This is a genomic window from Allobosea sp. P1_B10 (genome assembly GCF_056406735.1).
The window spans coordinates 16,070-41,169 of sequence record NZ_JBFTZP010000021.1; the positions used below are offsets into that span (position 1 = coordinate 16,070).

The window sequence follows — 25,100 nt, forward strand, 5'->3', positions numbered from 1 at the left end:
AATTTCAGCGCGAGAGTTTTGACGGAAAGGAGTTTTCGTTCAGCTGTAACCTATCCGCCATAGCGTCCCGCAAGCGCCCGGGACAGGCGCTGGCCCTCGCTGGCAAGTCGCGCCGAAGCCTCCTGACTGCCCTCGGTGCAGGCCCGGTGCGTCGCTGCATAGGCCCGGAACCCGCGGTTATAGGCGGCTGTCAGCCTTTCGCGGGCGGCGGCGGTGCGCCCTTCGGCCTCGATCAGCGCGGACATCCGCTCGCGCCAGGTCTCGGCCTCCTTGCCCGCGCAGAGCGTCCGCAGATAGGCCAGCGAGCCCATGATTTCGGCGAGATCCAGCAATTGCGGCTCGTAGGGGGAGGGCGCGGGGTCCGGTTGCGCTGCAGGAGGTTGATTCGGTGCGGGGGCGGGCCGCTGGACCTGCGCGATCGCGCCGCCGGAAACGGACAGGCTCAGGCACAGTGCAGCGGCGAGGATGCGCATCGCCTAGGGCCGGCCAGGGGCACTGCGAAGGATCGCATCGGCGCGGCGCAGGACATCGCCGAGCTCGCGCGTGGTCGCCAGCCCGCCCAGCCGCAGCGGATCGGCCCACATCACGGCGCCGGCTTCCGGCCCGGGCTTGGGCTCGCCGGCCAGCCACTCCCCGACGAAGGAGGCGACGACGAAGTGATGCGTCACCGCGCCCTTGGCGTCGCGGCCGAAGATCTCGACATGGCGGTTGAAGCCGATGATGCGGGCGCTGACGCCGACCTCCTCGTCGAGTTCGCGCAGGGCCGCCTCCTCAAGGGTCTCGCCGGCCTCGACCTTGCCGCCGGGCAGGGACCAGAGCTGGTCTGCCGGCGGCTTGGTGCGGGTCGCGAGCAGGACCTTTCCATCGCGGAAGACCGCGATGGACGCTGCCAGCACCGGCCGGGCCGGCGCCTTGCCGGATGCGGGAAAGCGAATGACCTGGCCGCTGGCGTCGCTCACACGTGCTGCCCGCCATTGATGTGGAGCTCCGAACCGGTGACGTAGCTCGAGGCGTCGGTGCACAGGAAGTAGATCGCCTTGGCGACCTCGTCGGTCTTGCCGAGACGCTTCATCGGCAGGGTCGCGACGATCTTCTCGGTCCCGGGCGACAGGATCGCAGTGTCGATCTCGCCGGGCGAGATCGAGTTCACGCGGATGCCAAAGGGTCCGAAATCGGCCGCCATCTCGCGGGTCAGGCTCGCGAGCGCCGCCTTCGAGGTGGCATAGGCCGCGCCGGCGAAGGGGTGCACCCGCGAGCCGGCAATCGAGGTCACGTTGACGATCGCGCCCTTCGCGACGGTCAATTCGTCGAGCAGGCCGCGCGCCAGCATGATCGGCGCGAAGAAGTTGACCTGGAAGACCTTGTGCCAGTCGTTGAACGAGGTCGTCGCCGCGCCGAGCCGTTGGCCGTTGCTGCCCTTTGGCGAGATGCCGGCATTGTTGACCAGAGCGTTCAGCTTGCCGCCCTCCGCGGCGAGCCGCTTCTTGATCTCGGCAATGCCGCGCATCGTGTCCTCGGGATCGCCGAGGTCGATCTGGATGTGATCGTCGGCGCCTGACGGCCAGGGGCATTTATCGGAAAAGGCTTGGCGCGAGCACGACAGGATGCGCCAACCCGCCATGGCGAACTGCATCACCGTGGCATGGCCGATACCGCGGCTGGCGCCGGTCAGCAGCATGACCGGGCGCTTGCCGGCCTCTGTCTTGGGGAAATCGAATTTTGGCATCGCCATGAAAGCTATTCCTCAGGGGTAGAGGCGCGTGCGCGCCCAGGGCTGCGAGGCCGAGGAGCGGCGGAAGACGACGCGATCGTGCAAACGGAATGCGCCGTCGCGCCAGAATTCGATATACACGGGCTCGATACGAAACCCGGTCCAATGCGGGGGGCGCGGGATTTCGCCAAGCCCAAACTTGGCGGCATGCACAGCGACGGATTTCTCCAGCGCAAAACGGCTCTCGAGCGGGCGCGATTGCTGCGAGGCCCAGGCACCGATCCGGCTGTCGCGGGGGCGCGACTGGAAATAGGCGTCGGCCTCGGCGTCTGTCACGATCGAGACGGGGCCCCGGATACGCACCTGGCGGCGCAGGCTCTTCCAGTGAAACAGCGCTGCGGCCTTGCCTTGGCCGAGCAGCTCCTCGCCCTTCTGGCTCTGGGTGTTGGTGTAGAACACGAAACCGTCCGTGTCGTAGCCCTTGAGCAGGACCATTCGGCTGTTTGGCAGGCCATCGGCGTCCACGGTCGAAAGCGCCATGCCATTGGGGTCGTTGGGCTCGGAGCGCTCGGCGTCGGCCAGCCACTCGGCAAACAGGGCAAAGGGCTCGTCGCTTTGCGTGAAGTCACCGCTCGTTAACCGTTCCACGTGTCTAATCCTCGAGAGTTTTCTGGTCTTTGCGTCGGGCGAGCGCGATTTGTGATCTGGGGTGTGACAACGCATCTGTATAGGGCAGCGAGCGGGGCGATCCAAAGCCCTGCTTCGCGCGGCACATCCATGCGCTGTGGAGCGGTCGCAGGCGCTGTCGTGATCAGCGTGCTGGCTGCCGGCTGCTCGGTTTCGTTTCCGATCCTGGGCCTGTCCGGCAAGAGCGAGGACGAGGTCGCGACCACTTCCGCGGTGCTGCCGGCGCGGGGGGCGGTCGGCACAGGGCCGCTGGCCTCGCTGGCAAGCGAGCTAGGGCCCGAGGACATGCGCCGGGCCGATGGCGCCATGGCCGTCGCGCTCGATCCGCAGGGCAACGGAGCCGCGGTGAACTGGGACAACCCGCAAAGCGGAATCAAGGGCTCCTTCATCCCGGTCGGCGGGCCTTTCGTGCGCTCCGATGAAATCTGCCGCGCTTTCATTGCCAGCGTGCAAACCCAGACCAAACCTGCGAAACTGCAGGGCACGGCTTGCCGGCCCTCCGGCGGCGAATGGTCGGTCACGGACATGCAGCCCTGGAAGGGGACGAGCTGAGGCCGGCGCGGGGCGTGTCCTGGAAACTTTGCCGGGGCTGTTGCACTCGCGCCACACCATTCCCAGATATCGCAGGCAGGCGCCGCGCTGCGCCGGCAATCGTGCGAATGGGGTTTTTGAATGCGTGATCCGTATCAGGTTCTGGGTGTCGCCCGCTCGGCCGATGAGGCCGAGATCAAGAAGGCGTACCGGAAGCGCGCCAAGGACCTGCATCCGGATCGGAACCAGAACGATCCCAAGGCGCAGGACCGCTTTGCCGAGCTGAACGGCGCCTATGAGATCCTTGGCGACGATGCCAAGCGCAAGCAGTTCGACCGCGGCGAGATCGATGCCGACGGCAAGGCGAAATACCAGGGTTTCGAAGGCATGGGTGCGGGGCGCGGCGGCCGCGCCGGCGGCTTCGAGTTCAATTTCGGCCAGGGCGGCCCTGGGGCCGCTCGTGGTGGTGCCGATATGGGCTTCGACCCAGCCGACATCTTCGGCTCTCTGTTTGGCGATGCGGCCCGGCGCGGCGGTGGCGGCGGCCGGGCACGGCAGCAGCATGCCAAGCCGCAGGACCAGAGCTTCACCATCGAGGTCACGCTGAGCGAGGCGGTCGCTGGCGCGACGCGGCGCGTCAGGCTCCCCGGCGGGCGCGAGGTCGAGGTCACGATTCCCGAGGGTGTGGCCGACGGCAAGGTCATGCGACTTCGCGGGCTGGGCCAGGCCGACCCGTTCTCCGGCGAAGCCGGCGACGTGATGATGACCGTGAAGGTCAAGCCGGATTCGCGCTTCGCGATCGACGGCAATGATCTGCGCACGCGCGTCGCCGTCCCGCTCGCGCAGGCCGTGCTCGGCGGAGCGCTGCATGTGCCGACACCGACCGGCGCGGTCGAGATGAAGATCCCGCCGCTGACCGGAACGACCAAGCAGTTTCGCCTGCGCGGCAAGGGCCTGAAGGGCGAGAAGGGCGCTGCCGGCGACCTCTTAGTCGCGATCGACATCGAGATGCCGGAGACCGATGCCGAGCTCACGGCACTGATGAAAGCGCGGACTGCGTAGGGCCGCCAGCGGCCCGCCGCCCCGGCTTTTCCGCTTGCAGGCGGCCGGGAAGAGGAGGCGTGCGCCGACTTGTTGTGGGCGCATCCGAAATCCGGTTTCCTCTTTTCGGCGTCATGTTCTAAGAGACCCCCTCCTTTTGTTTCCTTCCAGGGTCTCCGATGCCTGAAGCCAGCACTGCCGCTCCCGTGACCGCCAACCTCCTCAAGGGCAAGCGCGGGCTCGTGATGGGCGTCGCGAATAACCGTTCCATCGCCTGGGGTATCGCCAAGGCCGCTGCCGATGCCGGCGCGGAACTGGCGTTCACCTATCAGGGCGACGCACTCAAGAAGCGTGTCGAGCCGCTGGCGAAGGAACTCGGTGGCCATGTCGTCGGCCATTGCGATGTCACCGATTCCGCTTCGATCGACGCGGTCTTCGCCGAGGTCGAGAAGCTCTGGGGCAAGCTCGATTTCGTCGTGCACTGCATCGCCTTCTCCGACAAGGACGAGCTGACCGGGCGTTATGTCGAGACCACCGAGGCGAATTTCACCAAGTCGCTGCTGATCTCCTGCTACTCCTTCACCGCCGTAACCCAGCGCGCCGAAAAGCTGATGACCGATGGCGGCGCGATGCTGACGCTGACCTATTACGGCGCCGAGAAGTGGATGCCGCATTACAACGTCATGGGCGTCGCCAAGGCCGCGCTGGAATCGAGCGTGCAATATCTCGCCGCCGATCTCGGCCCCTCGAAGATCCGCGTCAACGCGATCTCGGCCGGCCCGATCAAGACGCTGGCCGCCTCGGGCATCGGCGACTTCCGCTACATCCTGCGCTGGAACGAGTATAACTCGCCGCTGCGCCGCACCGTGACGATCGAGGAAGTCGGCGAGACCGCCGTGTTCCTGGTGTCCGACATGTCGCGCGGCATCACCGGCGAAATCCTGCATGTCGACGCCGGCTATCACGTCGTCGGCATGAAGGTGCCAACCGCGCCCGACATCACCCTCGACAAGGGCGAGTGATCGCCTCGCTCGCCTCAGGCTGAGGCGAGCGCCTCAAGCCGCAGCGTCTCCGCGTCGTCGCGCCTGACGTCGGCGCCGGCGAGGCGGTCTCGCAGCGTCGCGACGTCTGTGCCGCTGATCAGAATGCCCGGCGCGATCTCGGCCAGGGGCGCCAGCACGAAGGCGCGCTCGGCGATGCGCGGATGCGGCACCTGAAGGCCCGGCTTGTCGATGGCTTCGGGCCCATAGGTCAGGATGTCGATGTCGAGCGTGCGCGGCCCCCAGCGCTCATGGCGCTCGCGACCCTGGCTGCGCTCCAGCGCCAGGCACAGTTCCAGAACCTCCGCTGCAGCGAGGTCGGTCTCGATCAGCACCGCCAGGTTGAGGAATTCGGGCTGGTCGAGCTTGCCCCAGGGCGCGGTACGATAGACCGACGAGACGCGCTTCAGCGTCACGCCGGGCGTGCGAGACAGTCCCGCCAGCGCGGCTGCGAAAGCCTTGACGGGATCGCCGATATTGCCGCCGAGCCCAAGCGTGACGTCAATGCTCACGCCGGAAATCCAGCTTGATGCCGACCGAGGACAGTGTCGCATGGATCGGCGGCGCAGGCTTGCGCAGCGTGACCTCGATCCGGGTGACGGGTGGGAAGCTCTCGAGCACGGCCAGCGCTACGGCGCGCGCCGCGGCCTCCAGCAGGTTGAAGCGACGTGCGGTAAAGGCCTGTGTCACGACCTTGACCACCTCGCCATAGTTCACGGTGTCGTTCAGCGCGTCGCTGATCGACGAGGCGCGCAGGTCGGTCTCCAGCAGAAGATCAAGCACGAAACGCTGCCCGAGCCGCTCCTCTTCGGTGAAGAAGCCGTGATAGGCGTAGATATCGAGCTTCTCGATCAGGATGATGCCGGTCTCGCTCACGCGGGTCCCCTTGCCGTTGTGCCGTCGGCCTCGGCGATCGCGCGCCAGACCTGCAATGCTTCGATGTGGTGGCGCACGTCATGGGCGCGGATGATCGCGGCCCCTTGCGAGACCCCGTAGAGATGGGCCGAGATGCTGCCGGCCAGGCGCTCGGCGGCAACCTTCTGGCCGGTGATCAGGCCGATCGTCGATTTGCGCGAGGCGCCGAGCAGGATCGCGCAGCCCAGTTGTTCGAGCCGGCCGAGATCGCGAATCATCGAGAGGTTCTGCGCCGGCGTCTTGCCGAAGCCTACGCCCGGATCGACCACGATCTGGCCCAGGGCTACGCCCGCCCCGGTCGCGATCGCGATCGAGCGTTCGAGGAAATGCAGCACGTCGTCCCAGATATCGATCCCCGGGTCGATCGCATCGCGGTTGTGCATGAGGATCATCGGCGCGCCGAAACGGGCTGCGACCCCGGCGATGGCGGGCTCGCGCTGGCAGCCCCAAATGTCGTTGACGATCGAGGCGCCGGCGCGCAGCGCGGCCTCCGCGACCTCGGCCTTCCAGGTGTCGATCGAGATCGGCGCCGCCTCAGCGCCGTGCAGACCCGCGATGACGGGACGCACGCGGGCGATCTCCGTGGCTGCATCGACAGTGAGATGGCCGGGCCGCGTGGATTCGCCGCCAATATCGATGATGGCCGCGCCTTCGTCGACCAGCCGGCGGCCATGCGCGATGGCAGCTTGCGCGTCGGCGAGCTGGCCGCCGTCGGAGAAGGAATCGGGCGTGACGTTGACGATGCCCATCACGAGCGGGCCCTGGTCGAGCGCGAGCCTGCGGCCGTCTGGCAAGGTGAGGGACCGGGGCATTTGAACCATCTACTGAAACGTCGTGCCGCCTATACAGGGCTGCCGCCGAGCAGGCCAACGGAAAGCACGGGGAGGGCCCGTCTTGCCCGTCATGGCTGCTGTGCATGTGGCCGTGCCGATTCAGCGCTTTGAGGTCGATGGCGCAGCGTGCATGAGCCCTACATGATCCCGATCACGCTTCCGCACCGGCTCATCCTCATCCGTCACGGCGAAACCGACTGGAATCGCGAGGGCCGCCTCCAGGGCGCCCAGGACATCCCGCTCAATGCGCTGGGGCGCACGCAGGCCGTCGAGGCGGCGGGACGCTTGCGGGAACTCGCACCGAATTTTGCCGAGCTCGACTTTGTGGTCTCGCCGATGGAGCGGGCCCGGGAGACGATGACGATCATCAGCGGCGAGCTCGCAATGTCGCCCGACAAGGCGCGCGTCGAGCCGCGGCTTCGCGAGCTGACCTTCGGCAGCTGGGAAGGGCAGACCTGGCGCGACCTCCGCAAATCCGACCGCGAGCTGGCGCAGGCCCGCCAGCGCGACAAATGGGGCTTCATCCCGCCTGCCGGGGAGAGCTATCGGATGCTGTCCGAGCGGATCGCGCCCGTGCTCAAGGAGTTCACCCGCGAGACTGTGGTTGTCAGCCATGGTGGTGTGGCGCGCGCCGTGCTGGCGCTGGTGGGCGCGGTGTCGCCGCAGAAGGCCGCTCTTGTCGATATCTGGCAGGGCAAAATCCTGGTCGTGAACGGCAACAAGGCCGACTGGCTCTAAATTTCCAGATCGCCTCAATGGCAACGCTCGCGGATGCCTTTGGCGCCCAGTTATTTTACCCCTGGGCTCTTGGCAAATGGTCTGATATCGCCGCGTTACGAAAGCAGTCATAGCTGACCTAACTCTTGGGGGAATCTATGAAATTTGCTTTGGTATCAGTCCTGGCCCTTGGCCTGGGCGCTTGCGGAACTGTGACGCGTGGCACGACGAACGACGTCACTTTCAATTCGGAACCTACCGGTGCCCATGTCCAGACTTCAAACGGCCTGACCTGCCAGGCGACGCCCTGCACATTTCCGATCAGCCGCAAGCAGGAGTTCGTCGCGAGCTTCTCGCTGTCCGGCTATCAGACACAGCAGGTCGCGGTGACCACCGATGTGAGCGGGGGTGGGGCGGCGGGATTCGCGGGCAACATTCTCATAGGTGGAGTGATCGGCATGGGTGTGGACGCTGCGACGGGCGCTGCGCTCGATCACAAGCCTAACCCCGTCTTCGCGACGCTGGTTCCGGTAGCAAAATCCCGCAAGGCGATGCCGACAAGGCGCAGGGGGCGTCCGGTTTCCTGAGAGCCTTCGCTCTCAGCAGAGAGCATCTCGACTCCAGCAGAACCCAGGCTTTAGCCTGGGTTCTGCTGTTTTGGACGCGGCACATCCAGCCCACCTCGACCGCCACCCACGTCACGACATGTCCGACTTGCCTCGACGTCGCCTGACGTTCATCGCGGGTTCAGTCGTGCTCTCGCAGGAGAAATGTGCTAGCAGGCGCTATGAAGCAGCGGCTTGCTCGGCCGGGGGGCTCGACCGGAGACGTGCATCCTCGAATGCGCGATTCCGAGTTTGTTTAAAGGTGCGTGACAGGATGGAACGGCATGGCGAAGGGCGTAGCGCCCGCCTCTCCATGCATCTGGCCTGACCGCAGCGGGGCGCGATGAACGACGTGAGTACGCTGTCGGCGACGGCAGATCTGGCGGCTGCTAGGCCGCTCGCCATGCTGGCCGGCGACAAGCGGCCCGATTTTCTGCGCGACGAAGTCCTGGGCGAGATTTTCGCGGCGACCGTCGGGTCGCGGGGGCCGCATCCGGCGCTGGTGGATGGTTCACGGCAACTCAGCTATGCCGAGGTCTGGGAGGCGGCTGGTCGCCAGGCGCGGGGGCTGGCGCTTGCCGGTGTCGCGGCCGGAGACATGGTCGGCCTCTGGATGCCGCGTGGCATCGAACTGCTCGTCGCCCAGATCGCGATCACGCGGGCTGGCGCGGCCTGGGTCCCGTTCGATGCGGAGGCGCCGGTCGAGCGCATCGCCACCTGCCTCAACGATGCAGGCGCCAAGGGGCTGGTAACATCAGCCGAGTGGAGCGGACGCGCCAGCGCTGCGGGACGCACGGTTTGGACGCCTGACGCCCTCGCAGGCGCTTCCGACGGCGTCGAGATGCCGGCGCGCGCGACTGGTCTCACCAAGGACCATCCAGCCTATCTGATCTACACCTCCGGCTCGACGGGAACGCCGAAGGCGATCGTCATCAGCCATCGCAACATCTGCCATTTCCTGCGCTCGGGTAACGCCTTCTACGAGTTCGGTCCCGATGACATCGTCTTCCAGGGCGCCTCGGTCGCGTTCGATCTCTCGATGGAGGAGATCTGGACGCCGTATCTCGTCGGCGCGACGCTCTTCGTGGCTTCGCCCGAGACGATGGGCGATGCCGAGAAGTTGCCGGCCCTGCTGACCGAGGCCGGCGTCACGATCATCGACACCGTGCCGACCCTGCTTGGCATCCTGCCCTCCGACGTGCCGTCGCTGCGCCTGATCCTGATGGGCGGCGAGGCTCTGCCGCCCGCCATCGTGCAGAGATGGTCGCGGCCCGGACGGCGCATTCTCAACACCTATGGGCCGACCGAAGCGACCGTCGTCGCCACCGCCGCGGAGGTGGTGCCCGGCGAGACCGTGACGATCGGCCAGCCGATCGCGAACTACACCGCCTATATCGTCAGCGAGGACATGAAGCTGCTGGCCGCCGGCGAGCAGGGCGAACTACTGATCGGCGGCCCCAGCGTCGCCAAGGGCTATCACGGCCGCCCGGAACTGACGGCCGAGAAGTTCATCGCCAACCCCTTCGGCGGTATCGACGATCCCGTGCTGTATCGCTCGGGCGACGCGGTGAGCCTCGACGAGGCCGGCAACATCGTCTTCCACGGGCGCATCGACGACCAGATCAAGATCCGCGGCTTCCGCGTCGAGCTCGGCGAGATCGAGTCCAAGCTCGCCGACGAGCCGGGCGTGAACCAGGCCGCCGTGGTGATGCGCACTGATGACGAGATCGAGCGTCTCGTCGCCTTCGTCGTGGCCGAGCCCGGCGTCGCGGTCGATGGCGCGGCGCTGCGCGCTGCCCTGCGTGACAAGCTGCCGCCCTATATGGTCCCCGCGCATTTCGAGGCTGTCGGCTCGCTGCCGCGCATGGTCTCCGGCAAGGTCGACCGGAAGATGCTCAAGGCAGCGCCGCTGACGGCGCCGTCGGCTGCAGGCGAGCAGGAGCCCCCGCGCAATCCCACTGAGGCCGCGCTGCTGGAGGCCGCCAAGCGCGTGCTCGGCGCCGCGAGCCTCCCTCTGGAGGCCGATTTCTTCGTCGATCTCGGCGGCCACTCGCTGCTGGCGGCGCGCTTCATCTCGATCGTGCGCGAGACGCCGGCCTATGCCGGGATCACCCTGCAGGACGTCTATGGCGCGCGCAGCTTGCGCGGCATGGCGGCCCTTCTAGACGGGCGCGGCATCGCCGAGGCCGAGGATCTCTCGTTCACGCCACCGCCCTTCCTGCGTCGCTTCCTGTGCGGGCTGGCGCAGGCTGCCGTCCTGCCGATCATCATCGGTCTCTCGACCGCGCAATGGCTCGGCATCTTCGTCACCTACATGCTGATCTCCGGCGAGGCATTCTCGCTCGTCGGACAGGTCTTTGCGCTGCTCGGCGTCTATGTTGCAATCACCATCGTGACAGGGCTGATCTCGATCGCGCTGAAATGGATCGTGCTCGGCCGCACCAAGCCCGGCGTCTACCCGCTCTGGGGCGTGTATTATTTCCGCTGGTGGTTCGCCGCCCGTGTCGCTGGTCTCGTCCATATCAAATGGCTGCAGGGCACCCCTGTAATGCGGTTCTACTGGCGCCTGCTCGGCGCCAAGGTCGGCCGCGACGTCATCATCTCGGACTACGAGGCCGGCGCCGTCGACCTGATCGAGATCGGAGACGGCACGACGCTCGGCTCCAAGACCACGTTCGCCAATGGCGAGGCCGTGGGCGATAAGCTGATCATCGGCAGGATCACGCTCGGCAGGGATATCTCGGCCGGTGCATCGGTCGTGTTCGGACATGACTGCGTCGTCGGCGACCACGCCGAGATCGGCGATCTCAGCGCGATCAGGCCGCATGGCCGGATCGGCGAGGCCGAAATCTGGGACGGGACGCCGGCGCGCAAGACCGGCATGGTCGATCTCGCCTCGCTGCCGCCGCAGGCCGAAGCCAGCCCGCGCCGGCGCGCGGCGATGACCGCGTTCTACATCCTGATGCTGATCGTGCTGCCGCCGGTCAGCCTGCTGCCGATCTTCCCGGCCTTCTGGCTGTTCGACCAGATCGACGACTGGATCGCGACCTGGTCGGAGGTGAGCTACCTCTGGTACCTGCCCATCCTGACCTGGCCGACCGCGATCGGGCTCATCGCCTTCACCGTCTTCCTGATGGCGGGGCTGCGCTGGCTGATCCTGCCGCGCGTGACCTCGGGCTCATGGTCTATCCATTCGGGCTTCTATGCCCGGAAATGGACCGTCGCCCTTGCCACCGAGGTGACACTGGAGACGCTGTCCTCACTGTTTGCCACGATCTATATGCGCTTCTGGTACCGGATCATGGGCGCGCGGATCGGCACCGGTGCCGAGATCTCGACCAATCTCTCGGGCCGCTATGACCTGACCGCGATCGGGGCCGGCAACTTCATCGCCGACGAGGTGGTGTTCGGCGACGAGGACATGCGGCGCGGATACATGCGCCTCGACATGACCAGGACCGGCGAGCAGGTTTTCGTCGGCAACGATGCGGTGGTGCCGCCCGGCGCTGACATCCCCGACCGCGTGCTGATCGGCATCAAGTCGAAGCCGCCGGCCAACGAGATGATGCAGGCCGGCGACACCTGGTTCGGCTCGCCGCCGATCCGCCTGCCGACCCGGCAGAAGGTCGATCTCGGGGCCGACTGGACCTACAAGCCTTCGCTGCGCAAGCAGTTCGCGCGCGGTGCCTTCGAGGCGCTGCACACCTCGTTCCCGGCGATGCTGTTCATCACCTTCGGCACGATTGCCGTCGATCTGGTGCTGCAGCAGAAGATCAACGAGCAGGACTGGGTCGGCCTGGTGCTCTCCTTCATGGGCGTGTCGGTGCTGATCGCGGTCACCCAGGCGTTGATCTGTGCGGCGATCAAATGGCTGATGATGGGCGTCTACAAGCCGGTGATGAAGCCGATGTGGTCGTTCTGGGCGATGCGGACCGAGGCTGTCGCGGTGCTCTATTGGGGGTTGGGCGGCAAGGTGTTGTTCGACTATCTGCGCGGCACGCCGTTCCTGCCCTGGTTCCTGACGCTGTTCGGGGCGCGCTTCGGCAAGGGCTGCTGGATGGATTCGACGGATATCACCGAGTTCGACTGCGTGCGGATGGGCGATTTCTGCACCATCAACGCACATTCCGCCCTGCAGACGCATCTCTATGAGGACCGCGTCATGAAGGTCGGCCGCGTGCATCTTGGCAATGGCGTCTGCGTCGGGGCGGGGGCTACCGTGCTCTACGATACCCATGTCGGCGACTACGCCCAGATCGGCCTGCTGACGGTGATCATGAAGGGCGAGAACCTGCCGGCGCATACGCGCTGGGAGGGTGCGCCAGCCGTGCCGGCAAAGGCGCACGCCGCCTGAGACTCAGCGGTGCGCGCCACTCGGCGCGGCGGCCGATGCCAGGGGCAGCGCGATCTCGGCAGGCTCAAGTGGCCTGACCGCGCCCTTGGCGAGGTCTCCCAGCGTCAAGGCACCGATACCGACGCGCACGAGCCGCAGCACCTGCGCGCCTGCGGACTCGACGATGCGCCGGATCTGCCGGTTGCGGCCCTCGTCGATGACCATCTCGATCCAGGCATTGCGTTCGCCATGGCGGAGCAGTTCAGCCGATCTCGTCGACAGCGTCTCGCCATTCTCGACGACGCCGGCGCGCAGCCTTTGCATGAATGCTTCGTCTGGAACCGTGTCGATCTGGACGTGATAGGTCTTCTCGACGCCCGATGCGGGGTCGAGGATGCGCTGGGCCCAGCGCGTGTCGTTGCTCATCAACAGCAGGCCCTCGCTGGCCATGTCCAGTCGTCCGACCGGCGCTATGAAAGGCAAGTCGATCTCGCTCAGGCTGTCATAGACGGTGCTGCGGCCTTGCGGATCCAGACGCGTCGTCACCACGCCGCGCAGCTTGTTGACCATCAGGTAGACGCGTTGATTGGCGAAGACCGGCTCGTCATCGACCAGGATGCGCGCCCGGTCCATGTCGATCCGCAGGCTCGGATGCGTGGCGAGGCGGCCATCGACCTTGACCCGCCGGCTCAGGACCAGCGCCTCGCCCTGCGTGCGCGAACAATAGCCGAGCTTGGATAGCGCACGGGCGAGGCTGACGGAGCCCGCCGGGAGAGGGCGGCTCTTGCGGTTCAACATGGTGCCGGTCTCACGGAATAGCGGACGTCCGCTCAAGCGGCGTCTATCCCTTGCGGGTGCGCGCGAGCGGGTAGCCGGAATGAGGATGCGTCGCGGAGGCTCTGCGCCACGCCGACTGCAATCGATTGAAAGGTGAGTTTGGGTCAGGGGCGACGCGCGCGGCGCGTCATGGCGGACCCGGGCGCCATGATCCCCGGACTTGCCCGCGCGGGGCTGTCCGGGGCTAGGCGCCCGCGATGATGACACTCCCGCGCCGCCAGCAGCGCGATTTCTGGAATATGAGGCGTCTCATGGCGCCTTGAAGCCGCCTTGGGCAGCCGCTGTCAAGCAATGGCGGTGTCGCAGGACCGGTATTGGCCCTTCAGGGTTTCGCAGCGTCGCGTTCCAGCTTAAGACCCGGATGAGTAAACGGCGTCAGGCTCTCCATGTCCCACAACAGCTTCGGTCACCTCTTCCGCGTCACCACCTTCGGCGAGAGCCATGGGCCCGCGATCGGCTGCGTGGTCGACGGTTGCCCGCCGCTGCTGCCGCTGACCGAAGCGGATATCCAGGGTGATCTCGACCGCCGCCGTCCTGGCCAGTCACGCTTCACGACGCAGCGCCAGGAGCCGGACGCAGTCCGCATCGTCTCGGGCGTCTTTCCGCGTGAGAGCGACGGCGTGCAGGTCACGACCGGAACCTCCATCGGCCTGCTGATCGACAATGTCGACCAGCGCTCGAAGGACTATTCAGAGATCAAGGACAAGTACCGGCCCGGCCATGCCGATTTCACCTATGACGTGAAATACGGCATCCGCGACTATCGCGGCGGCGGGCGCTCCTCGGCACGCGAGACCGCGATGCGGGTCGCGGCCGGCGCGATCGCGCGAAAGGTGGTGCCGGGCATGATCGTGCGCGGCGCGCTCGTCCAGATGGGGCCGCACAAGATCAATCGCGACAACTGGGACTGGAACGAGGTCGGCAACAACCCGTTCTTCTGCCCTGACGCCGAGGCGGCGAAGATGTTCGAGGCCTATCTCGATGGCATCAGGAAGTCGGGCTCCTCCATCGGCGCGGTGCTCGAGATCGTCGCAGAGGGCGTGCCGGCCGGGCTGGGTGCGCCGATCTACGGCAAGCTCGATGCCGAGATTGCCGCGGCACTGATGAGCATCAATGCCGTCAAGGGCGTCGAACTCGGTGACGGTTTCGGTGCCGCCGAGCTTTCCGGCGAGGAGAACGCGGACGAGATGCGCGCCGGCAATGATGGGAAGCCACTGTTTCTGTCGAACCATGCGGGCGGCATCCTGGGCGGCATCTCGACGGGCCAGCCGATCGTGGCGCGCTTTGCGGTGAAACCGACCTCGTCCATCCTCGCCACGCGCGCGACCGTCACCCGCACGGGCGGCGAGGCCGACATGTTCACGAAGGGGCGCCATGACCCCTGCGTCGGCATTCGTGCCGTGCCGGTGGGCGAGGCGATGGTCGCCTGCGTGCTGGCGGACCAGTTCCTACGCCACCGCGCGCAGGTCGGCGTGATAGAGTCGCGCTGGCCGTTCGAGGCCTGAGCACAGAGGCGTCATTGCGAGCGAAGCGAAGCAATCCAGCCATGACGAGCGCTACGTCCCCAGGATTGCTTCGCTTCGCTCGCAATGACGATATAATTTCAGTGTCACTGAAAATCGAATAGTCTTTCATTGAAACTGAAGCGACCTCGTATTAGCTTCGCTGCATGAAACTCGCTCCCTGGCTCGCGCAAAACAAGATCGGCCGCAGCGAATTTGCGCGGCTGGTCGGCATGTCGCCGGCGAGCGTGACGGCGCTCTGCAACGACCAGGGGGCCTGGATCTCGCGCGAAAGCGCCGAACGCATTGCCGCCGCCACCGGCGGTTCCGTTACCCCCAATGATTTTCTCGGCCTGTCAGCGCCGCGCGAGGTCACCATGTCCAGCCACGTCACCACCGCAATCGAAGCCTTCGCCAAGGGTGAGATCGTCATCGTCACCGATGATGACGATCGCGAGAACGAGGGCGATCTCATCGTCGCCGCCTCGCTCTGCACGCCGGAGAAGATGGCCTTCATCATCCGCAACACCTGCGGCATCGTCTGCGCGCCGCTGACCTCGACAGAGGCGCGGCGGCTGCGGCTGGATCCGATGGTGTCCTCCAACGATGCCCCTCTTGGCACCGCCTTCACCATCACGGTCGACGTCAAGCACGGCCTGACCACCGGCATCTCGGCCGAGCAGCGCTGCAACACCGTGCGCGCGCTCGCCAACGGCAATATGGGTGCGACCGATTTCGTGCGGCCGGGCCATGTCTTTCCGTTGATCGCCAAGGATGGCGGCGTGCTGATGCGCTCGGGCCATACCGAGGCTGCGGTCGATCTCTGCAAGCTTGCCGGCCTGCCGCCGGTCGGTGTGATCTGCGAGCTCGCCAATGACGACGGCACGGTGATGAAGGGCGCGCAGATCACGGCCTTTGCCGAGAAGCACGGCTTGAAGCAGATCACCGTCGACGACCTCATCGCCTATCGCCAGTCGCGCGAAAAGCTGGTCGAGCGGGTGCATTCCTTCCCGGTAAAGACGGCGTATGGCGAGATGACCGGCCATGTCTACGTCACCCCCTTCGAGGATACGCAGCACTTCGCCTTCGTGATGGGCAAGCTCGGCGATGGCGAGAAGGTGCCGGCGCGGCTGCACAGGGCCGATGTCGTGGCTGACGTGCTCGGCGGCGCGCCGTCGATCCAGTGTGCTCTGAAGCGCTTCCAGCAGGATGGCCGCGGCGTCCTGATCTATCTGCGCGACGGCTCGGCCGGCGTGCCGATCAAGAGCGTCGAGGACGATTCCGACTCGCTGCGTACCCAGCAATGGCGCGAGATCGGCCTGGGTGCGCAGATCCTGCGCGACCTCGGCGTCGCCTCCATCGTCAACCTGGCCTCCTCGACCCGCTCCTTCGTCGGGCTGAGCGGTTTTGGTATCGAGATCGCCGGGACCGAGCCGCTCGAGTGAGCGGCTCAGGCCGTCACTGAAGCGGGGAGAAGAAGGTCGGCTTGATGATTCTGTTCTCCATTTTCTCGATATAGGCGCGCGTCTTCGGGATGAAGGCGAGCCAGTCCGGATCGGCGCCGAGCTTCTCGCGCCGCTCTTCGCGCTGCGCGTAGCTGTCGTAGCGCCAGATCATCATGACCTGGTTGAGTTCGCCGATATCGGAATAGAACCAAGCGGTCGCCGGCCCCAAAGAGCGGCAGTGAATGGCGAAGCCCTCGTCATGGTAGAGCCTGAGATAGTCGTGCAGCAGGCCGACCTTGATCGTGTAGGTCCGCATTTCGAAGATCGCCATGAGATCGGCCTCGCCCCTGAAGCACCGTTCCGAATCGGGCGGTGTGGCGCGCAGGTTAACGGCCCATCAGCGCGCTGACATGGGCCGCGGTCGATTTCGACAGGCCTTCGAGATCATAGCCGCCCTCAAGCACCGAGACGACGCGGCCGCCCGCACAGGCGTCGGCGATCGCCATCAGTTCGCGCGTTGCCCAGGCGAAATCGGCCTCTTCGAGATTGATGTTGGCCAGCGGATCGCGCCAATGCGCGTCGAAGCCGGCCGAGATGATGATCAGCTCCGGTGCAAATGCTCTGACCCGCGGCAGCAACGCTGTCTCGAAGGCCTCGCGAAACGCCTCGGGGCCGGTTCCCGCCTGGAGCGGCAGGTTGAGGATGGTGTCGTGCTCGCCGCGCTCCGAGGCGGCGCCGGTGCCGGGAAAGAGCGGTGCCTCATGCGTCGAGGCGTAGAGCACGCTGGCGTCGTTCCAGAAGATATCCTGGATGCCGTTGCCGTGATGCACGTCCCAGTCGATGATCGCGACGCGTTCGATGCCATAGGTGCTCTGCGCGTGGCGCGCTGCGATCGCGGCGCTGTTGAAGAAGCAGAACCCCATCGCGCGCGTGCGCTCCGCATGATGGCCGGGCGGGCGCGTTGCCGAAAAGGCATTGTCGACCCGGCCCTGCATGACCTCGTCCACTGCATGGATCGCGCCACCGACACCGCGCAATGCAGCCTCGACGGTGCCCGGCGACATCGAGGTGTCTGCGTCGAGCTGGACCATCCCCGATTGCGGAGAGGCGGCCATGATGGTCTCGGCATAGTCACGGGGGTGGCAGAGCGCGACCTGGTCGAGCGTGCCGAGCGGCGCCAGCGTGCGCAACAGGCCGGAAAAGCTTTCGCCCTCCAGCGCGCGCTCGATGGCGCGCAGGCGGTCGGCGCGTTCGGGATGGCCGGCTGGCATCTCATGGTCAAGACTGGCCGGATGCGTGATGAGCAAGGACGTCAAGGAGAGATGCCTCAAGGGGATGCAGGGTAATTCGTGGCTATTTTGCTACGCCTTGCGGAGAAGCGCCGGATTCGCGTGCCATAAACGGAACCAGATTGCGCCATAAATGTTTCGGGCCTAGTGCTTCGTCGCACCATGTGGCGGTGCACAACGATCCGGCCGTCATGAAGCGTTAACTCCGGATTCATCATAAAGGTCGCCTCACGGCAGCTGGTGGACTCATGAAAAAGACTGCGATCCTTGCCCTGGCCCTGTCGAGCCTGCTGGGGGCCTGCCAGTACAAGAGCGTCAGCGCCCCTGCGCTGTCGGCCCGCGATGCCGAATACATCGCGCTGGTGCCGAAGTTCGACCACTACGTCACGCAGTTGCCCTACGAGATCGCTGATCCGACCGGTCAGCCTCCCGGTACGATCTATATCGATACCCGTGAGAAGTACCTGTACTACGTGCTGCCGAACAAGAAGGCGATCCGGTACGGCGTCGCGACGGGCGACGAAGCCTTCGGCTGGACGGGCGAGGCTGTGATCCAGCGCAAGGCAGAGTGGCCCCGCTGGACGCCTCCGGGCGAGATGCTTGTCCGCTGGCCGCATCTGAAGCCTTTCGCGGGCGGCATGCCCGGCGGCCCCGAGAACCCGCTCGGCGCCCGCGCACTCTATCTCTACCAGAATGGCAAGGACACGCTGTATCGCATCCACGGCACCAACGAGCCGGAGACGATCGGCCGCTCGGCGTCGTCGGGCTGCATCCGCATGCGCAACATCGACGTGATCGACCTGTTCAACCGCGTTCCCAGCGGCACCAAAGTCGTCGTGGTCTGAGGCGGAACCGACCGACTATCTTGGTCGCCGTTCCGCCATTGCGTGCTCGGCGAAGCCCGAGTTGGCGTGGCGCTCTGACGGCATGGATTGCTTTTCTGCGCTCGCAATGACGATGAGCGTGGATGCAGATGTCAGGCGCGCGCCTGTTCAGCCGAGCTCGACAAGCACGATCTCGGGGGGCACGCCGAGCCTGATCGGCAGCTTGCTGGTGCCGATGCCGCCTGAGACGATCAGGTTCCGGCCCTCCTGCACGACATGTCCGTAGGCGTAGCGGTTGCCGTAGCGCGACGGCACGACCGGAGACCAACCGAACAGCCGGACCTGACCGCCATGGGTGTGGCCCGCCAATGTCAGGCCTATGCGGTCCGGCATATGCGCGAAGGCATCCGGTTCATGCGCCATCATGATCGCCGGCGCGCCATCATCGGCGATCTGCTCTAGCGTTCCGGCGAGATCGTCGATCCCCAGCGGCAGGCCCTTCTGGCGCCTTAGGAAGGCGATCTGGTCGCCGAGCCCGGCGAGCCAAAGCGGGCCGGCGGGGGTCTCCAGCCGCAGCGCGCGGTTTTCCAGCACGGTGATTCCAACGGCCTCGAGCGTCAGGCCGACCTGGGTCGGCCCCATGCGCGCCGACTGCGCCTCGGCATCGTGCCACCAGTCGTGATTGCCGAGGATCGCATGAATGCCCGCCGGCGCCCTGAGGTCGGCGAGGCGCCGGGCCCATGCCTGCATCGGCGGGTCGCTCGGGCGCGGCTTCCGGCTTGCGATGAAGTCGCCGAGCAGGAGCACAATGTCGGGCTTCAACGCATTGGTCGCGGCGACGAGTTCCTCGACGCGCTCCAGTGACATGTAGGGGCCGCCGATATGCAGGTCCGAGAGAACAGCGAGCTTCAGTTTGCGGCCTGCTGGCCAGCCGCGCGGTGTCAGCGCGTAGCGGGTGATGCGCTGGTGGGTCGGTTCCCAGGCGGTCGCATAGCCCGTCGTCGTGCCGAGGCCGACGAAAAAAAGACCGGCGAGAGCTTTGAGGACTCTGCGCCGGTCAAACATCAGTGGTCTCGGGGGGGGGTCTCAAATACTCAGTCGTCGAATCCGTGGTGTGCGTCGTAAGTCTCGCGGAGGACACCGGCAGGCCGGGATGGTTTATCCTCGCTCGATGCATTGAACGCCGGAGGCGCACGTCTTGTTCCCGCGGCAACCGCAGGAATTCCGATCGGGCGGAACCAGGAGGGATAGACATCCCTGGCGGAAGGGTCATGAAAACTCGCAGTATGGGGCGTCGTGCGACGCAGGCTGAAGAGACTCATGGCTCCCGACTTCGTTGGTTGCAATAGCGCCGACGGTTCCTGGCCCTCGACACCGCAAAACTGGCAGCCGATCAGGCCGGCGGCGCGGCGCGATCGTGATTTCTTCGTGGCGGTTCACCAGGCTTCCGGCGTCTCTGCCACAATCGTAAAGAGCACAAAAAAGCCCGGCACATGACTGTGCCGGGCTTTCGTCAGTGTCCGCGCTGGGAGCTCAGGCGGAGAGCAGGCCTTCGCCCTTGGCCCAGTTCAGGGTCTTGTCGAGGGCGCGCTCATAGCGGCTGAACATCTCCTCGATCTCGGCCTCGCTGATGACCAACGGCGGGCAGAACGCGACGCGGTCGCCCATGGCGCGCACGATCAAGCCCTCTTCCTGCGCGTAGAAGGCGGATTTGGCGCCGACGCCCTTCTTGCCCTCGAAGGAAGCCTTGGTCGCCTTGTCCTTGACGAGCTCGACCCCGCCGATCAGGCCGATGCCGCGCGCTTCGCCGACCAGCGGATGGTCCGCCAGCGCATTGAGGCGGCGCAGGAAGGTCGGCTCGACCTTCTGGACGTGCTCGACGATCTTGTCGCGCTGGTAGATCTCGAGTGTCTTGACCGCGACCGCGCAGCCGACCGGATGGCCGGCATAGGTGTTGCCGTGGCCGAACGTGCCGATCTTCTTGCTCTGGTCGACGAGCACCTCATAGATGCGCTCGTTCATCATCACGGCGCTGAGCGGGAAATAGGCCGAGGTGATCGCCTTTGCGCAGGAGATCGAGTCGGCGTTCAGGCCATAGGTCTCGGTGCCGAACATCTTGCCGGTACGGCCGAAGCCGGTGATGACCTCGTCGGCGATGAAGAGGATGTCGTACTTGCCGAGGACGGCATTGATCTTCTCGAAATAGCCCTCGGGCGGGGTGATCGCGCCGCCGGCGCCCAGGATCGGCTCGGCAATGAAGGCCGCGACCGTATCGGGACCCTCGCGCTGGATCATCTCGTCGAGCTCTTCGGCCAAACGTGAGGAGAAGTCCTGCTCGCTCTCGCCGGCCTGCGCAAAGCGATAGTGATGCGGTGCGGAGGTGTGCAGGATGCCGGGTAGCGGCAGGTCGAAGTCGATGTGGTTGTTGGGCAGGCCGGTCAGCGAGGCCGAGGCGACGGTGACGCCGTGATAGCCCTTCAGGCGCGAGATGATCTTCTTCTTCTGCGGCCGGCCAAGCGCATTGTTCATGTACCAGACGAGCTTGACCTGGGTGTCGTTGGCGTCCGAGCCCGACGCGCCATAGAAGACCTTCGAGATCGGGACCGGGGCGATCTCCTTCAGCTTCTCGGCCAGCTCGATCGCCGGGTCGTTGCTGCGGCCGGAGAAGATGTGGGTGTAGGGCAGCTTCTTCAACTGCTCATAGGCCGCCTCGACCAGTTCCTGGTTCGAATAGCCGAGCGAGGTGCACCACAGGCCGGCCATGCCCTCGATGTATTCCTTGCCCGCGGTGTCATAGACGAAGACACCCTTGCCGCTTTCCAGGACCAGCGGACCGACTTCGCGATGCGTCGCGAGATTCGTATAGGGATGGACGAGGGTCTCGATATCGCGCACGGCGAGGTTGGACAGCATAGGGCGGCTCCCGGATTTCGTGGACGGCTTGTGCGACAATAGACCGTGCGGCACGCAAGCGCTGAGCGATTTTCACGCAGGGCACGGCAGACTCTGCCGCAGGGCAAGGGCGGCTGCGCGCGCCTTCAGGGCGGGCCGTCGCCACCTGGAGCCACGAAGCCGGCTCCGCTTATTTCCAGCATCCGGCCGACCGCGATCGCCATTCGGTCCTCGCCGATGGCGGTGACGATCTGCACACCCAGCGGCAGGCCGTCCTTGGAGAGTCGGACCGGCGCGCTCAGCGCCGGCAGGTCGGCGCCCGTGGCGAGCGAGGCCCAGAGCAGGAAATCGAGATAGGGGCGCTCGGTGCCGTTCACGCTCAGGCGGCGGGCATGGATGTCGGGGCCGTGGTCGTGCGGGATCGCCGCGACGGGGGCGGGCGGGCAGAGCAGCACGTCGTAGCGCTCGAAGAAGCGCGCCCATTGCCGCTTCAGCGTCAGGCGCCGCTGCGAAAGCTGCTGGTACAATCCTGGCGTCATGCCGGCGCCGCGCGCCTGCAACGCCTGATGCGAGAGGTCGCCGGGATGGAAGCGCGCGGCCTGCGCCTGGATGCGGGCGCGCACCTTCGGCGGCAAGCCATAGGCGACGACCGCGTGGTTGAGCAGCGCATAGACCTCGAAGGCTTCGGTGAAGCGTAGCGAGGGGCGGGCGGTCTCGTCGATGATGGCGCCGGCGGCCTCGAGCCGGGTTGCGGCCTCCCTGACCGCGCCGGAGACCTCGGCATCGACCGGTGCAAAGGCATCATCGGCCCAGACCGCGACGCGAAGGCCTTTTGGTGTATCGCGGCGGGGCGGAGCCAGGGGCTGTCCCGAAAGGGCGGCGTCGCGCGGCCCGGCGAGAACGGGCAGGATCAAGTCGAGGTCCTCGGCTGCCCTCGTGATCGGCCCCGCCACCATCAGGTCGACATTGCGGGCGGTGCGACGCTCCGGCGGCGGCGGGATCGCGCCCCAGGTCGAGACGAGCCCCCAACTGGTCTTCAGCCCGAAGACGCCGCAGGCATGGGCCGGCCAGCGGATGGAGCCACCGAGATCGGAGCCGAGTTCGAAGGCGCTCATGCCGGTCGCGACCGCTGTCGCGGCGCCGCCCGAGGAGCCGCCGGGCGAATACGCGGCGTTCCACGGATTGTTGGTCACGCCATGAGCGGGGTTGTAGCTCTGGAAGTCGCCCGAGAAGACCGGGACATTGCTCTTGCCGATGATGACCACGCCGGCCGCGCGCAGTCGCGCCACCGCGACCGCGTCCTCGTTGGGCACGCGCTCGCGATAGGCGGGCAGCCCGCCCGAGGAGGGCAATCCGGCGACGTCATAGGCGTCCTTGATCGTGATCGGCAGCCCCTCGAGCGCGCGGGCCGTGCCGTTGGCCAGCCTCGCGTCGGAGATTGCAGCCATGGCGCGGGCCGCCTCGCGATCCTGAGCGACGACGGCGTTGAGACGGGAGTTCAGCGCGTCGATGCGTGCGAATGTCGCCTCCAGCAGGTCCGTGGCGCTGAAGCGTCGTTCCAGAAGGGCGGCGCGCAGGCTGGAAGCCGATGCCGTGAGATCGATCGCCACGCCCATTCCCCGTGCGTCCTATTCTGCGTCGATGGCGCGCGACATGTCGCGCCAATCGCGTACCAGGCGATCGAGCGCGGCAAGGTCCTCGGTGGGCAGCTTGCCGAGCGTGTTGGCGACGAATTCGCGTTGGGCGGCCATCCCGGCTTCCGCGAGGCGGCGCCCTTCCGGGGTCAGGTGCATCGCGTAGGAGCGTCGGTCGCCGGCGATGGCACGACGCTCGACCAGACCGGCCTGGACCAGCCTGTCGACCAGCCCCGAGACATTGCCCTTCGTTACGTAGAGGCGCTCGGCGAGTTCGCTCTGGCTGATGCCTTCGCGCTCGGTCAGCGTCGAGATCAGGTCGAACTGCGGAATCGAGAGGCCGAGTTCCCGAATGCGCACGGTAATCTGGCCGAGCAGACGCTGGTGCAGCCGCATGAAGCGGAACCAGACCCGATCGACCTCGACCGGCTCGGTTTGCTGGGCATTTTGAGCAGTCACGGTCTCACTTTCCAGAAATGGATCGGTCAGACCTAAATCATTGCGCCGGGGCAGGCGAGTGTTTCGTGTCTTCACCCAACGGATGAGACGAGAAAGCTTTCCCTACGCTCCCTGACGCTCCTATCCTCACCGGAACGAGAACAAGGACTTCTGGAGAAACGCCTATGCTCGGCCTCATGCAGGACTGGCCTCTTCTGCTGCACCGGATCATCGACCATGCGGCGATCCAGCATGGCACGCGCGAGGTCGTGACCCGCGGGGTCGAGGGCGGGCCGCTCAGGCGCACGACCTACGCGCAGGTCCGGCAGCGAGCGCTCAAGGTCGCGAAGCGGCTGGCGCGCGAGGGCATCGTGCAGGGCGACCGCGTCGCTACGCTGGCCTGGAACACCGACCGCCATCTCGAGCTCTGGTATGGGATCAGCGGGATGGGCGCGATCACGCACACCGTCAATCCACGCCTGTTCCCCGAGCAGATCGCGGGGATCATGGACCATGCTGGCGACCGGCTGCTGTTCCTCGACCTGACCTTCGTGGCGCTCGCCGAACAGCTGCAGGACAAACTGCCGAGCGTCGAGCGCTACATCGTGCTGTGCGACGCCTTCCACATGCCCGACACCTCACTCAAGGGCGCCGTGCCCTATGAGGACTGGCTGGCGGAGGCCGACGACGATTTCGCCTGGGCTGCGCTCGACGAGAACACGGCGGCGGGGCTTTGCTACACCTCGGGCACAACAGGCGGCCCCAAGGGCGTGCTCTATTCCCACCGCTCGAATGTCCTGCACGCGCTCGCGGTCGCCGCGCCCGATTTCATGGGGCTGTCCTCGCGCGACACGGTGCTGCCGGTGGTGCCGCTGTTCCACGCCAACAGCTGGTCGCTGGCCTATTCCGCGCCGATGACCGGGGCCAAGCTGGTGATGCCCGGGGCAAAACTCGACGGCGCGTCGCTGCATGAACTGCTCGAGGGAGAGGGCGTCACCATGACTGCGGCGGTGCCGACCGTCTGGCTCGGGCTGCTGCAGCATCTCGAAGCCGGCGGTGGAAAGCTCACGAGCCTGAAGCGCGTCGTCATCGGCGGCTCGGCCTGTCCGCGCGCCATGACCGAGGCGTTCGAGCGCAAATACGGCGTCACGGTCGCGCATGCCTGGGGCATGACCGAGATGAGCCCGCTCGGCTCGTTCTGCTCGGTGAAGCCGGTCTATGCCGATCTCGAAGGTGAGGCGCTCTACGACCTCAAGGTCAAGCAGGGCCATCCGCCCTTCACGGTCGAGTTCCGCCTGACCGACGACAACGGCGTCGAGCTTCCCTGGGACGGCAAGACCTTCGGCCGGCTCAAGTCGCGGGGCCCGGCCGTGGCGAAAGCCTATTATCGCCGCGAGGACGAGCCGATCCTCGACGAACAGGGCTTTTTCGACACCGGCGATGTCTCGACCATCGACCCGGCTGGCTACATGCAGGTCACCGACCGCTCCAAGGACGTGATCAAGTCCGGCGGCGAGTGGATCTCGTCGATCGATCTCGAAAACCTCGCCATCGGCCATCCCGACGTCGCGGAGGCCGCCGTGATCGGCGTCGCCCACCCGAAATGGGACGAGCGCCCTTTGCTGGTGCTTGTTCCCAAGCCCGGCAAGACGCCCGACAAGGCTGCCATGCTCGCCTTCATGACCGGCAAGATCGCGAAATGGTGGCTGCCGGACGATGTCGTGCTGGTCGAGGCGATCCCGCACACGGCCACGGGCAAGATCCAGAAGACCAAGCTGCGCGAGATGTTCAGGGATTATCGCCTCCCCGAATGACGTCCGGGCCAG

General features: G+C 66.2%; 24 protein-coding genes. 10 read left to right on the top strand and 14 right to left on the bottom strand.

The annotated features are described in order from the left end of the window. Nucleotides 1–50: 50 nt before the first annotated feature. The 4 genes from AC1D2L_RS24550 to pdxH form a co-directional block, all read right to left on the bottom strand. Nucleotides 51–473, bottom strand: coding sequence for a TIGR02301 family protein (locus AC1D2L_RS24550; protein WP_476848526.1), 423 nt, complete (start codon nucleotides 471–473; stop codon nucleotides 51–53). A 3-nt stretch (nucleotides 474–476) separates the two neighbouring features. After that, nucleotides 477–959, bottom strand: coding sequence for an NUDIX hydrolase (locus AC1D2L_RS24555; protein ID WP_476848527.1), 483 nt, complete (start codon nucleotides 957–959; stop codon nucleotides 477–479). Then, nucleotides 956–1,678 carry an SDR family NAD(P)-dependent oxidoreductase gene (locus AC1D2L_RS24560; RefSeq protein WP_476848555.1) on the bottom strand — a complete coding sequence of 241 codons (723 nt, stop codon included), beginning with the start codon at nucleotides 1,676–1,678 and terminating at the stop codon, nucleotides 956–958. The genes AC1D2L_RS24555 and AC1D2L_RS24560 overlap by 4 nt, the downstream gene beginning before the upstream one ends. 66 nt (nucleotides 1,679–1,744) lie before the next feature. Then, nucleotides 1,745–2,359: a pyridoxamine 5'-phosphate oxidase gene (pdxH, locus tag AC1D2L_RS24565; protein ID WP_476848528.1), complete on the bottom strand. Its 615-nt coding sequence runs from the start codon at nucleotides 2,357–2,359 to the stop codon at nucleotides 1,745–1,747. Between the two features lie 159 nt (nucleotides 2,360–2,518). Here pdxH and AC1D2L_RS24570 point away from each other — a divergent pair, with 159 nt between their 5' ends. The 3 genes from AC1D2L_RS24570 to fabI all read left to right on the top strand — a co-directional run bounded on the left by AC1D2L_RS24570 (nucleotide 2,519) and on the right by fabI (nucleotide 4,992). Beyond that, nucleotides 2,519–2,950, top strand: a complete 432-nt coding sequence (locus tag AC1D2L_RS24570) for an RT0821/Lpp0805 family surface protein (protein ID WP_476848529.1) — start codon at nucleotides 2,519–2,521, stop codon at nucleotides 2,948–2,950. A 120-nt stretch (nucleotides 2,951–3,070) separates the two neighbouring features. Then, nucleotides 3,071–3,991: a DnaJ C-terminal domain-containing protein gene (locus tag AC1D2L_RS24575; protein WP_476848530.1), complete on the top strand. Its 921-nt coding sequence runs from the start codon at nucleotides 3,071–3,073 to the stop codon at nucleotides 3,989–3,991. Nucleotides 3,992–4,149: 158 nt separating this feature from the next. Next, nucleotides 4,150–4,992, top strand: a complete 843-nt coding sequence (gene fabI / locus AC1D2L_RS24580) for an enoyl-ACP reductase FabI (RefSeq protein WP_476848531.1) — start codon at nucleotides 4,150–4,152, stop codon at nucleotides 4,990–4,992. A 14-nt stretch (nucleotides 4,993–5,006) separates the two neighbouring features. On the opposite strand, the gene folK is transcribed toward fabI, so the two are convergent. From folK to folP, 3 genes are read right to left on the bottom strand one after another with little or no spacing between them, the layout of a single operon-like run. Next, entirely contained in the window at nucleotides 5,007–5,531 is a 525-nt protein-coding gene (gene folK / locus AC1D2L_RS24585) for a 2-amino-4-hydroxy-6-hydroxymethyldihydropteridine diphosphokinase (RefSeq protein WP_476848556.1), read from the bottom strand. Continuing rightward, nucleotides 5,512–5,886, bottom strand: a complete 375-nt coding sequence (gene folB, locus AC1D2L_RS24590) for a dihydroneopterin aldolase (RefSeq protein ID WP_476848532.1) — start codon at nucleotides 5,884–5,886, stop codon at nucleotides 5,512–5,514. Before folB ends, folK begins: the two co-directional genes overlap by 20 nt. Then, on the bottom strand, nucleotides 5,883–6,746 hold the full coding sequence (folP, locus tag AC1D2L_RS24595; protein ID WP_476848533.1) for a dihydropteroate synthase: 864 nt from the start codon (nucleotides 6,744–6,746) through the stop codon (nucleotides 5,883–5,885). The genes folB and folP overlap by 4 nt, the downstream gene beginning before the upstream one ends. Nucleotides 6,747–6,899: 153 nt before the next feature. Here folP and AC1D2L_RS24600 point away from each other — a divergent pair, with 153 nt between their 5' ends. The 3 genes from AC1D2L_RS24600 (at nucleotide 6,900) to AC1D2L_RS24610 (ending at nucleotide 12,434) form a co-directional block, all read left to right on the top strand. Beyond that, the gene (locus AC1D2L_RS24600; protein WP_476848534.1) at nucleotides 6,900–7,496 is read left to right on the top strand and encodes a histidine phosphatase family protein; all 597 of its coding nucleotides are present in this window, start codon (nucleotides 6,900–6,902) and stop codon (nucleotides 7,494–7,496) included. Nucleotides 7,497–7,633: 137 nt separating this feature from the next. Continuing rightward, on the top strand, nucleotides 7,634–8,062 hold the full coding sequence (locus tag AC1D2L_RS24605; RefSeq protein WP_476848535.1) for a translation initiation factor 2: 429 nt from the start codon (nucleotides 7,634–7,636) through the stop codon (nucleotides 8,060–8,062). A 361-nt stretch (nucleotides 8,063–8,423) separates the two neighbouring features. After that, a complete protein-coding gene (locus tag AC1D2L_RS24610) occupies nucleotides 8,424–12,434 on the top strand; it encodes a Pls/PosA family non-ribosomal peptide synthetase (RefSeq protein ID WP_476848536.1) in 4,011 nt (1,336 codons plus the stop codon). Between the two features lie 3 nt (nucleotides 12,435–12,437). Here the strand turns inward: AC1D2L_RS24610 and AC1D2L_RS24615 are convergent, their stop codons facing one another. Further along, nucleotides 12,438–13,211 (bottom strand): pseudouridine synthase, encoded by a 774-nt coding sequence (locus AC1D2L_RS24615; protein ID WP_476848557.1) that lies wholly within the window; start codon nucleotides 13,209–13,211, stop codon nucleotides 12,438–12,440. A gap of 425 nt (nucleotides 13,212–13,636) precedes the next feature. Between AC1D2L_RS24615 and aroC the strand changes: the two genes are divergently transcribed. Next, nucleotides 13,637–14,755, top strand: a complete 1,119-nt coding sequence (gene aroC, locus AC1D2L_RS24620) for a chorismate synthase (RefSeq protein WP_476848537.1) — start codon at nucleotides 13,637–13,639, stop codon at nucleotides 14,753–14,755. Nucleotides 14,756–14,919: 164 nt separating this feature from the next. After that, nucleotides 14,920–16,197 carry a 3,4-dihydroxy-2-butanone-4-phosphate synthase gene (gene ribB / locus AC1D2L_RS24625; protein WP_476848538.1) on the top strand — a complete coding sequence of 426 codons (1,278 nt, stop codon included), beginning with the start codon at nucleotides 14,920–14,922 and terminating at the stop codon, nucleotides 16,195–16,197. Between the two features lie 13 nt (nucleotides 16,198–16,210). Here ribB and AC1D2L_RS24630 read toward each other — a convergent pair whose 3' ends face one another. Continuing rightward, nucleotides 16,211–16,528, bottom strand: a complete 318-nt coding sequence (locus tag AC1D2L_RS24630; protein WP_476848539.1) for an NIPSNAP family protein — start codon at nucleotides 16,526–16,528, stop codon at nucleotides 16,211–16,213. Nucleotides 16,529–16,583: 55 nt separating this feature from the next. Continuing rightward, nucleotides 16,584–17,513, bottom strand: coding sequence for a histone deacetylase family protein (locus tag AC1D2L_RS24635; protein ID WP_476848540.1), 930 nt, complete (start codon nucleotides 17,511–17,513; stop codon nucleotides 16,584–16,586). Between the two features lie 221 nt (nucleotides 17,514–17,734). On the opposite strand from AC1D2L_RS24635, the gene AC1D2L_RS24640 reads away from it, so the two are divergent. Continuing rightward, a complete protein-coding gene (locus AC1D2L_RS24640; RefSeq protein WP_476848541.1) occupies nucleotides 17,735–18,331 on the top strand; it encodes a L,D-transpeptidase in 597 nt (198 codons plus the stop codon). Between the two features lie 147 nt (nucleotides 18,332–18,478). On the opposite strand, the gene AC1D2L_RS24645 is transcribed toward AC1D2L_RS24640, so the two are convergent. The 4 genes from AC1D2L_RS24645 to AC1D2L_RS24660 form a co-directional block, all read right to left on the bottom strand. Beyond that, a complete protein-coding gene (locus tag AC1D2L_RS24645; RefSeq protein WP_476848542.1) occupies nucleotides 18,479–19,375 on the bottom strand; it encodes a metallophosphoesterase in 897 nt (298 codons plus the stop codon). A 468-nt stretch (nucleotides 19,376–19,843) separates the two neighbouring features. Further along, nucleotides 19,844–21,223, bottom strand: coding sequence for an aspartate aminotransferase family protein (locus tag AC1D2L_RS24650; RefSeq protein ID WP_476848543.1), 1,380 nt, complete (start codon nucleotides 21,221–21,223; stop codon nucleotides 19,844–19,846). Between the two features lie 125 nt (nucleotides 21,224–21,348). Then, the gene (locus AC1D2L_RS24655; RefSeq protein ID WP_476848544.1) at nucleotides 21,349–22,812 is read right to left on the bottom strand and encodes an amidase family protein; all 1,464 of its coding nucleotides are present in this window, start codon (nucleotides 22,810–22,812) and stop codon (nucleotides 21,349–21,351) included. Nucleotides 22,813–22,830: 18 nt separating this feature from the next. Next, the gene (locus AC1D2L_RS24660; protein ID WP_476848558.1) at nucleotides 22,831–23,232 is read right to left on the bottom strand and encodes a MarR family winged helix-turn-helix transcriptional regulator; all 402 of its coding nucleotides are present in this window, start codon (nucleotides 23,230–23,232) and stop codon (nucleotides 22,831–22,833) included. A 227-nt stretch (nucleotides 23,233–23,459) separates the two neighbouring features. On the opposite strand from AC1D2L_RS24660, the gene AC1D2L_RS24665 reads away from it, so the two are divergent. Beyond that, a complete protein-coding gene (locus AC1D2L_RS24665; protein WP_476848545.1) occupies nucleotides 23,460–25,088 on the top strand; it encodes a long-chain-fatty-acid--CoA ligase in 1,629 nt (542 codons plus the stop codon). Nucleotides 25,089–25,100 lie beyond the last annotated feature (12 nt).

Excerpts from the sequence above, each read along its gene's own strand:
- AC1D2L_RS24550 (WP_476848526.1), bottom strand. The coding sequence starts at position 473 with ATGCGCATCCTCGCCGCTGCACTGTGCCTGAGCCTGTCCGTTTCCGGC.
- AC1D2L_RS24560 (WP_476848555.1), bottom strand. The coding sequence starts at position 1,678 with ATGCTGCTGACCGGCGCCAGCCGCGGTATCGGCCATGCCACGGTGATG.
- AC1D2L_RS24575 (WP_476848530.1), top strand. The coding sequence starts at position 3,071 with ATGCGTGATCCGTATCAGGTTCTGGGTGTCGCCCGCTCGGCCGATGAG.
- fabI (WP_476848531.1), top strand. The coding sequence starts at position 4,150 with ATGCCTGAAGCCAGCACTGCCGCTCCCGTGACCGCCAACCTCCTCAAG.
- folP (WP_476848533.1), bottom strand. The coding sequence starts at position 6,746 with ATGGTTCAAATGCCCCGGTCCCTCACCTTGCCAGACGGCCGCAGGCTC.
- AC1D2L_RS24600 (WP_476848534.1), top strand. The coding sequence starts at position 6,900 with ATGATCCCGATCACGCTTCCGCACCGGCTCATCCTCATCCGTCACGGC.
- AC1D2L_RS24605 (WP_476848535.1), top strand. The coding sequence starts at position 7,634 with ATGAAATTTGCTTTGGTATCAGTCCTGGCCCTTGGCCTGGGCGCTTGC.
- AC1D2L_RS24610 (WP_476848536.1), top strand. The coding sequence starts at position 8,424 with ATGAACGACGTGAGTACGCTGTCGGCGACGGCAGATCTGGCGGCTGCT.
- AC1D2L_RS24615 (WP_476848557.1), bottom strand. The coding sequence starts at position 13,211 with ATGTTGAACCGCAAGAGCCGCCCTCTCCCGGCGGGCTCCGTCAGCCTC.
- aroC (WP_476848537.1), top strand. The coding sequence starts at position 13,637 with ATGTCCCACAACAGCTTCGGTCACCTCTTCCGCGTCACCACCTTCGGC.
- ribB (WP_476848538.1), top strand. The coding sequence starts at position 14,920 with ATGAAACTCGCTCCCTGGCTCGCGCAAAACAAGATCGGCCGCAGCGAA.
- AC1D2L_RS24630 (WP_476848539.1), bottom strand. The coding sequence starts at position 16,528 with ATGGCGATCTTCGAAATGCGGACCTACACGATCAAGGTCGGCCTGCTG.
- AC1D2L_RS24640 (WP_476848541.1), top strand. The coding sequence starts at position 17,735 with ATGAAAAAGACTGCGATCCTTGCCCTGGCCCTGTCGAGCCTGCTGGGG.
- AC1D2L_RS24645 (WP_476848542.1), bottom strand. The coding sequence starts at position 19,375 with ATGTTTGACCGGCGCAGAGTCCTCAAAGCTCTCGCCGGTCTTTTTTTC.
- AC1D2L_RS24650 (WP_476848543.1), bottom strand. The coding sequence starts at position 21,223 with ATGCTGTCCAACCTCGCCGTGCGCGATATCGAGACCCTCGTCCATCCC.
- AC1D2L_RS24660 (WP_476848558.1), bottom strand. The coding sequence starts at position 23,232 with ATGCGGCTGCACCAGCGTCTGCTCGGCCAGATTACCGTGCGCATTCGG.
- AC1D2L_RS24665 (WP_476848545.1), top strand. The coding sequence starts at position 23,460 with ATGCTCGGCCTCATGCAGGACTGGCCTCTTCTGCTGCACCGGATCATC.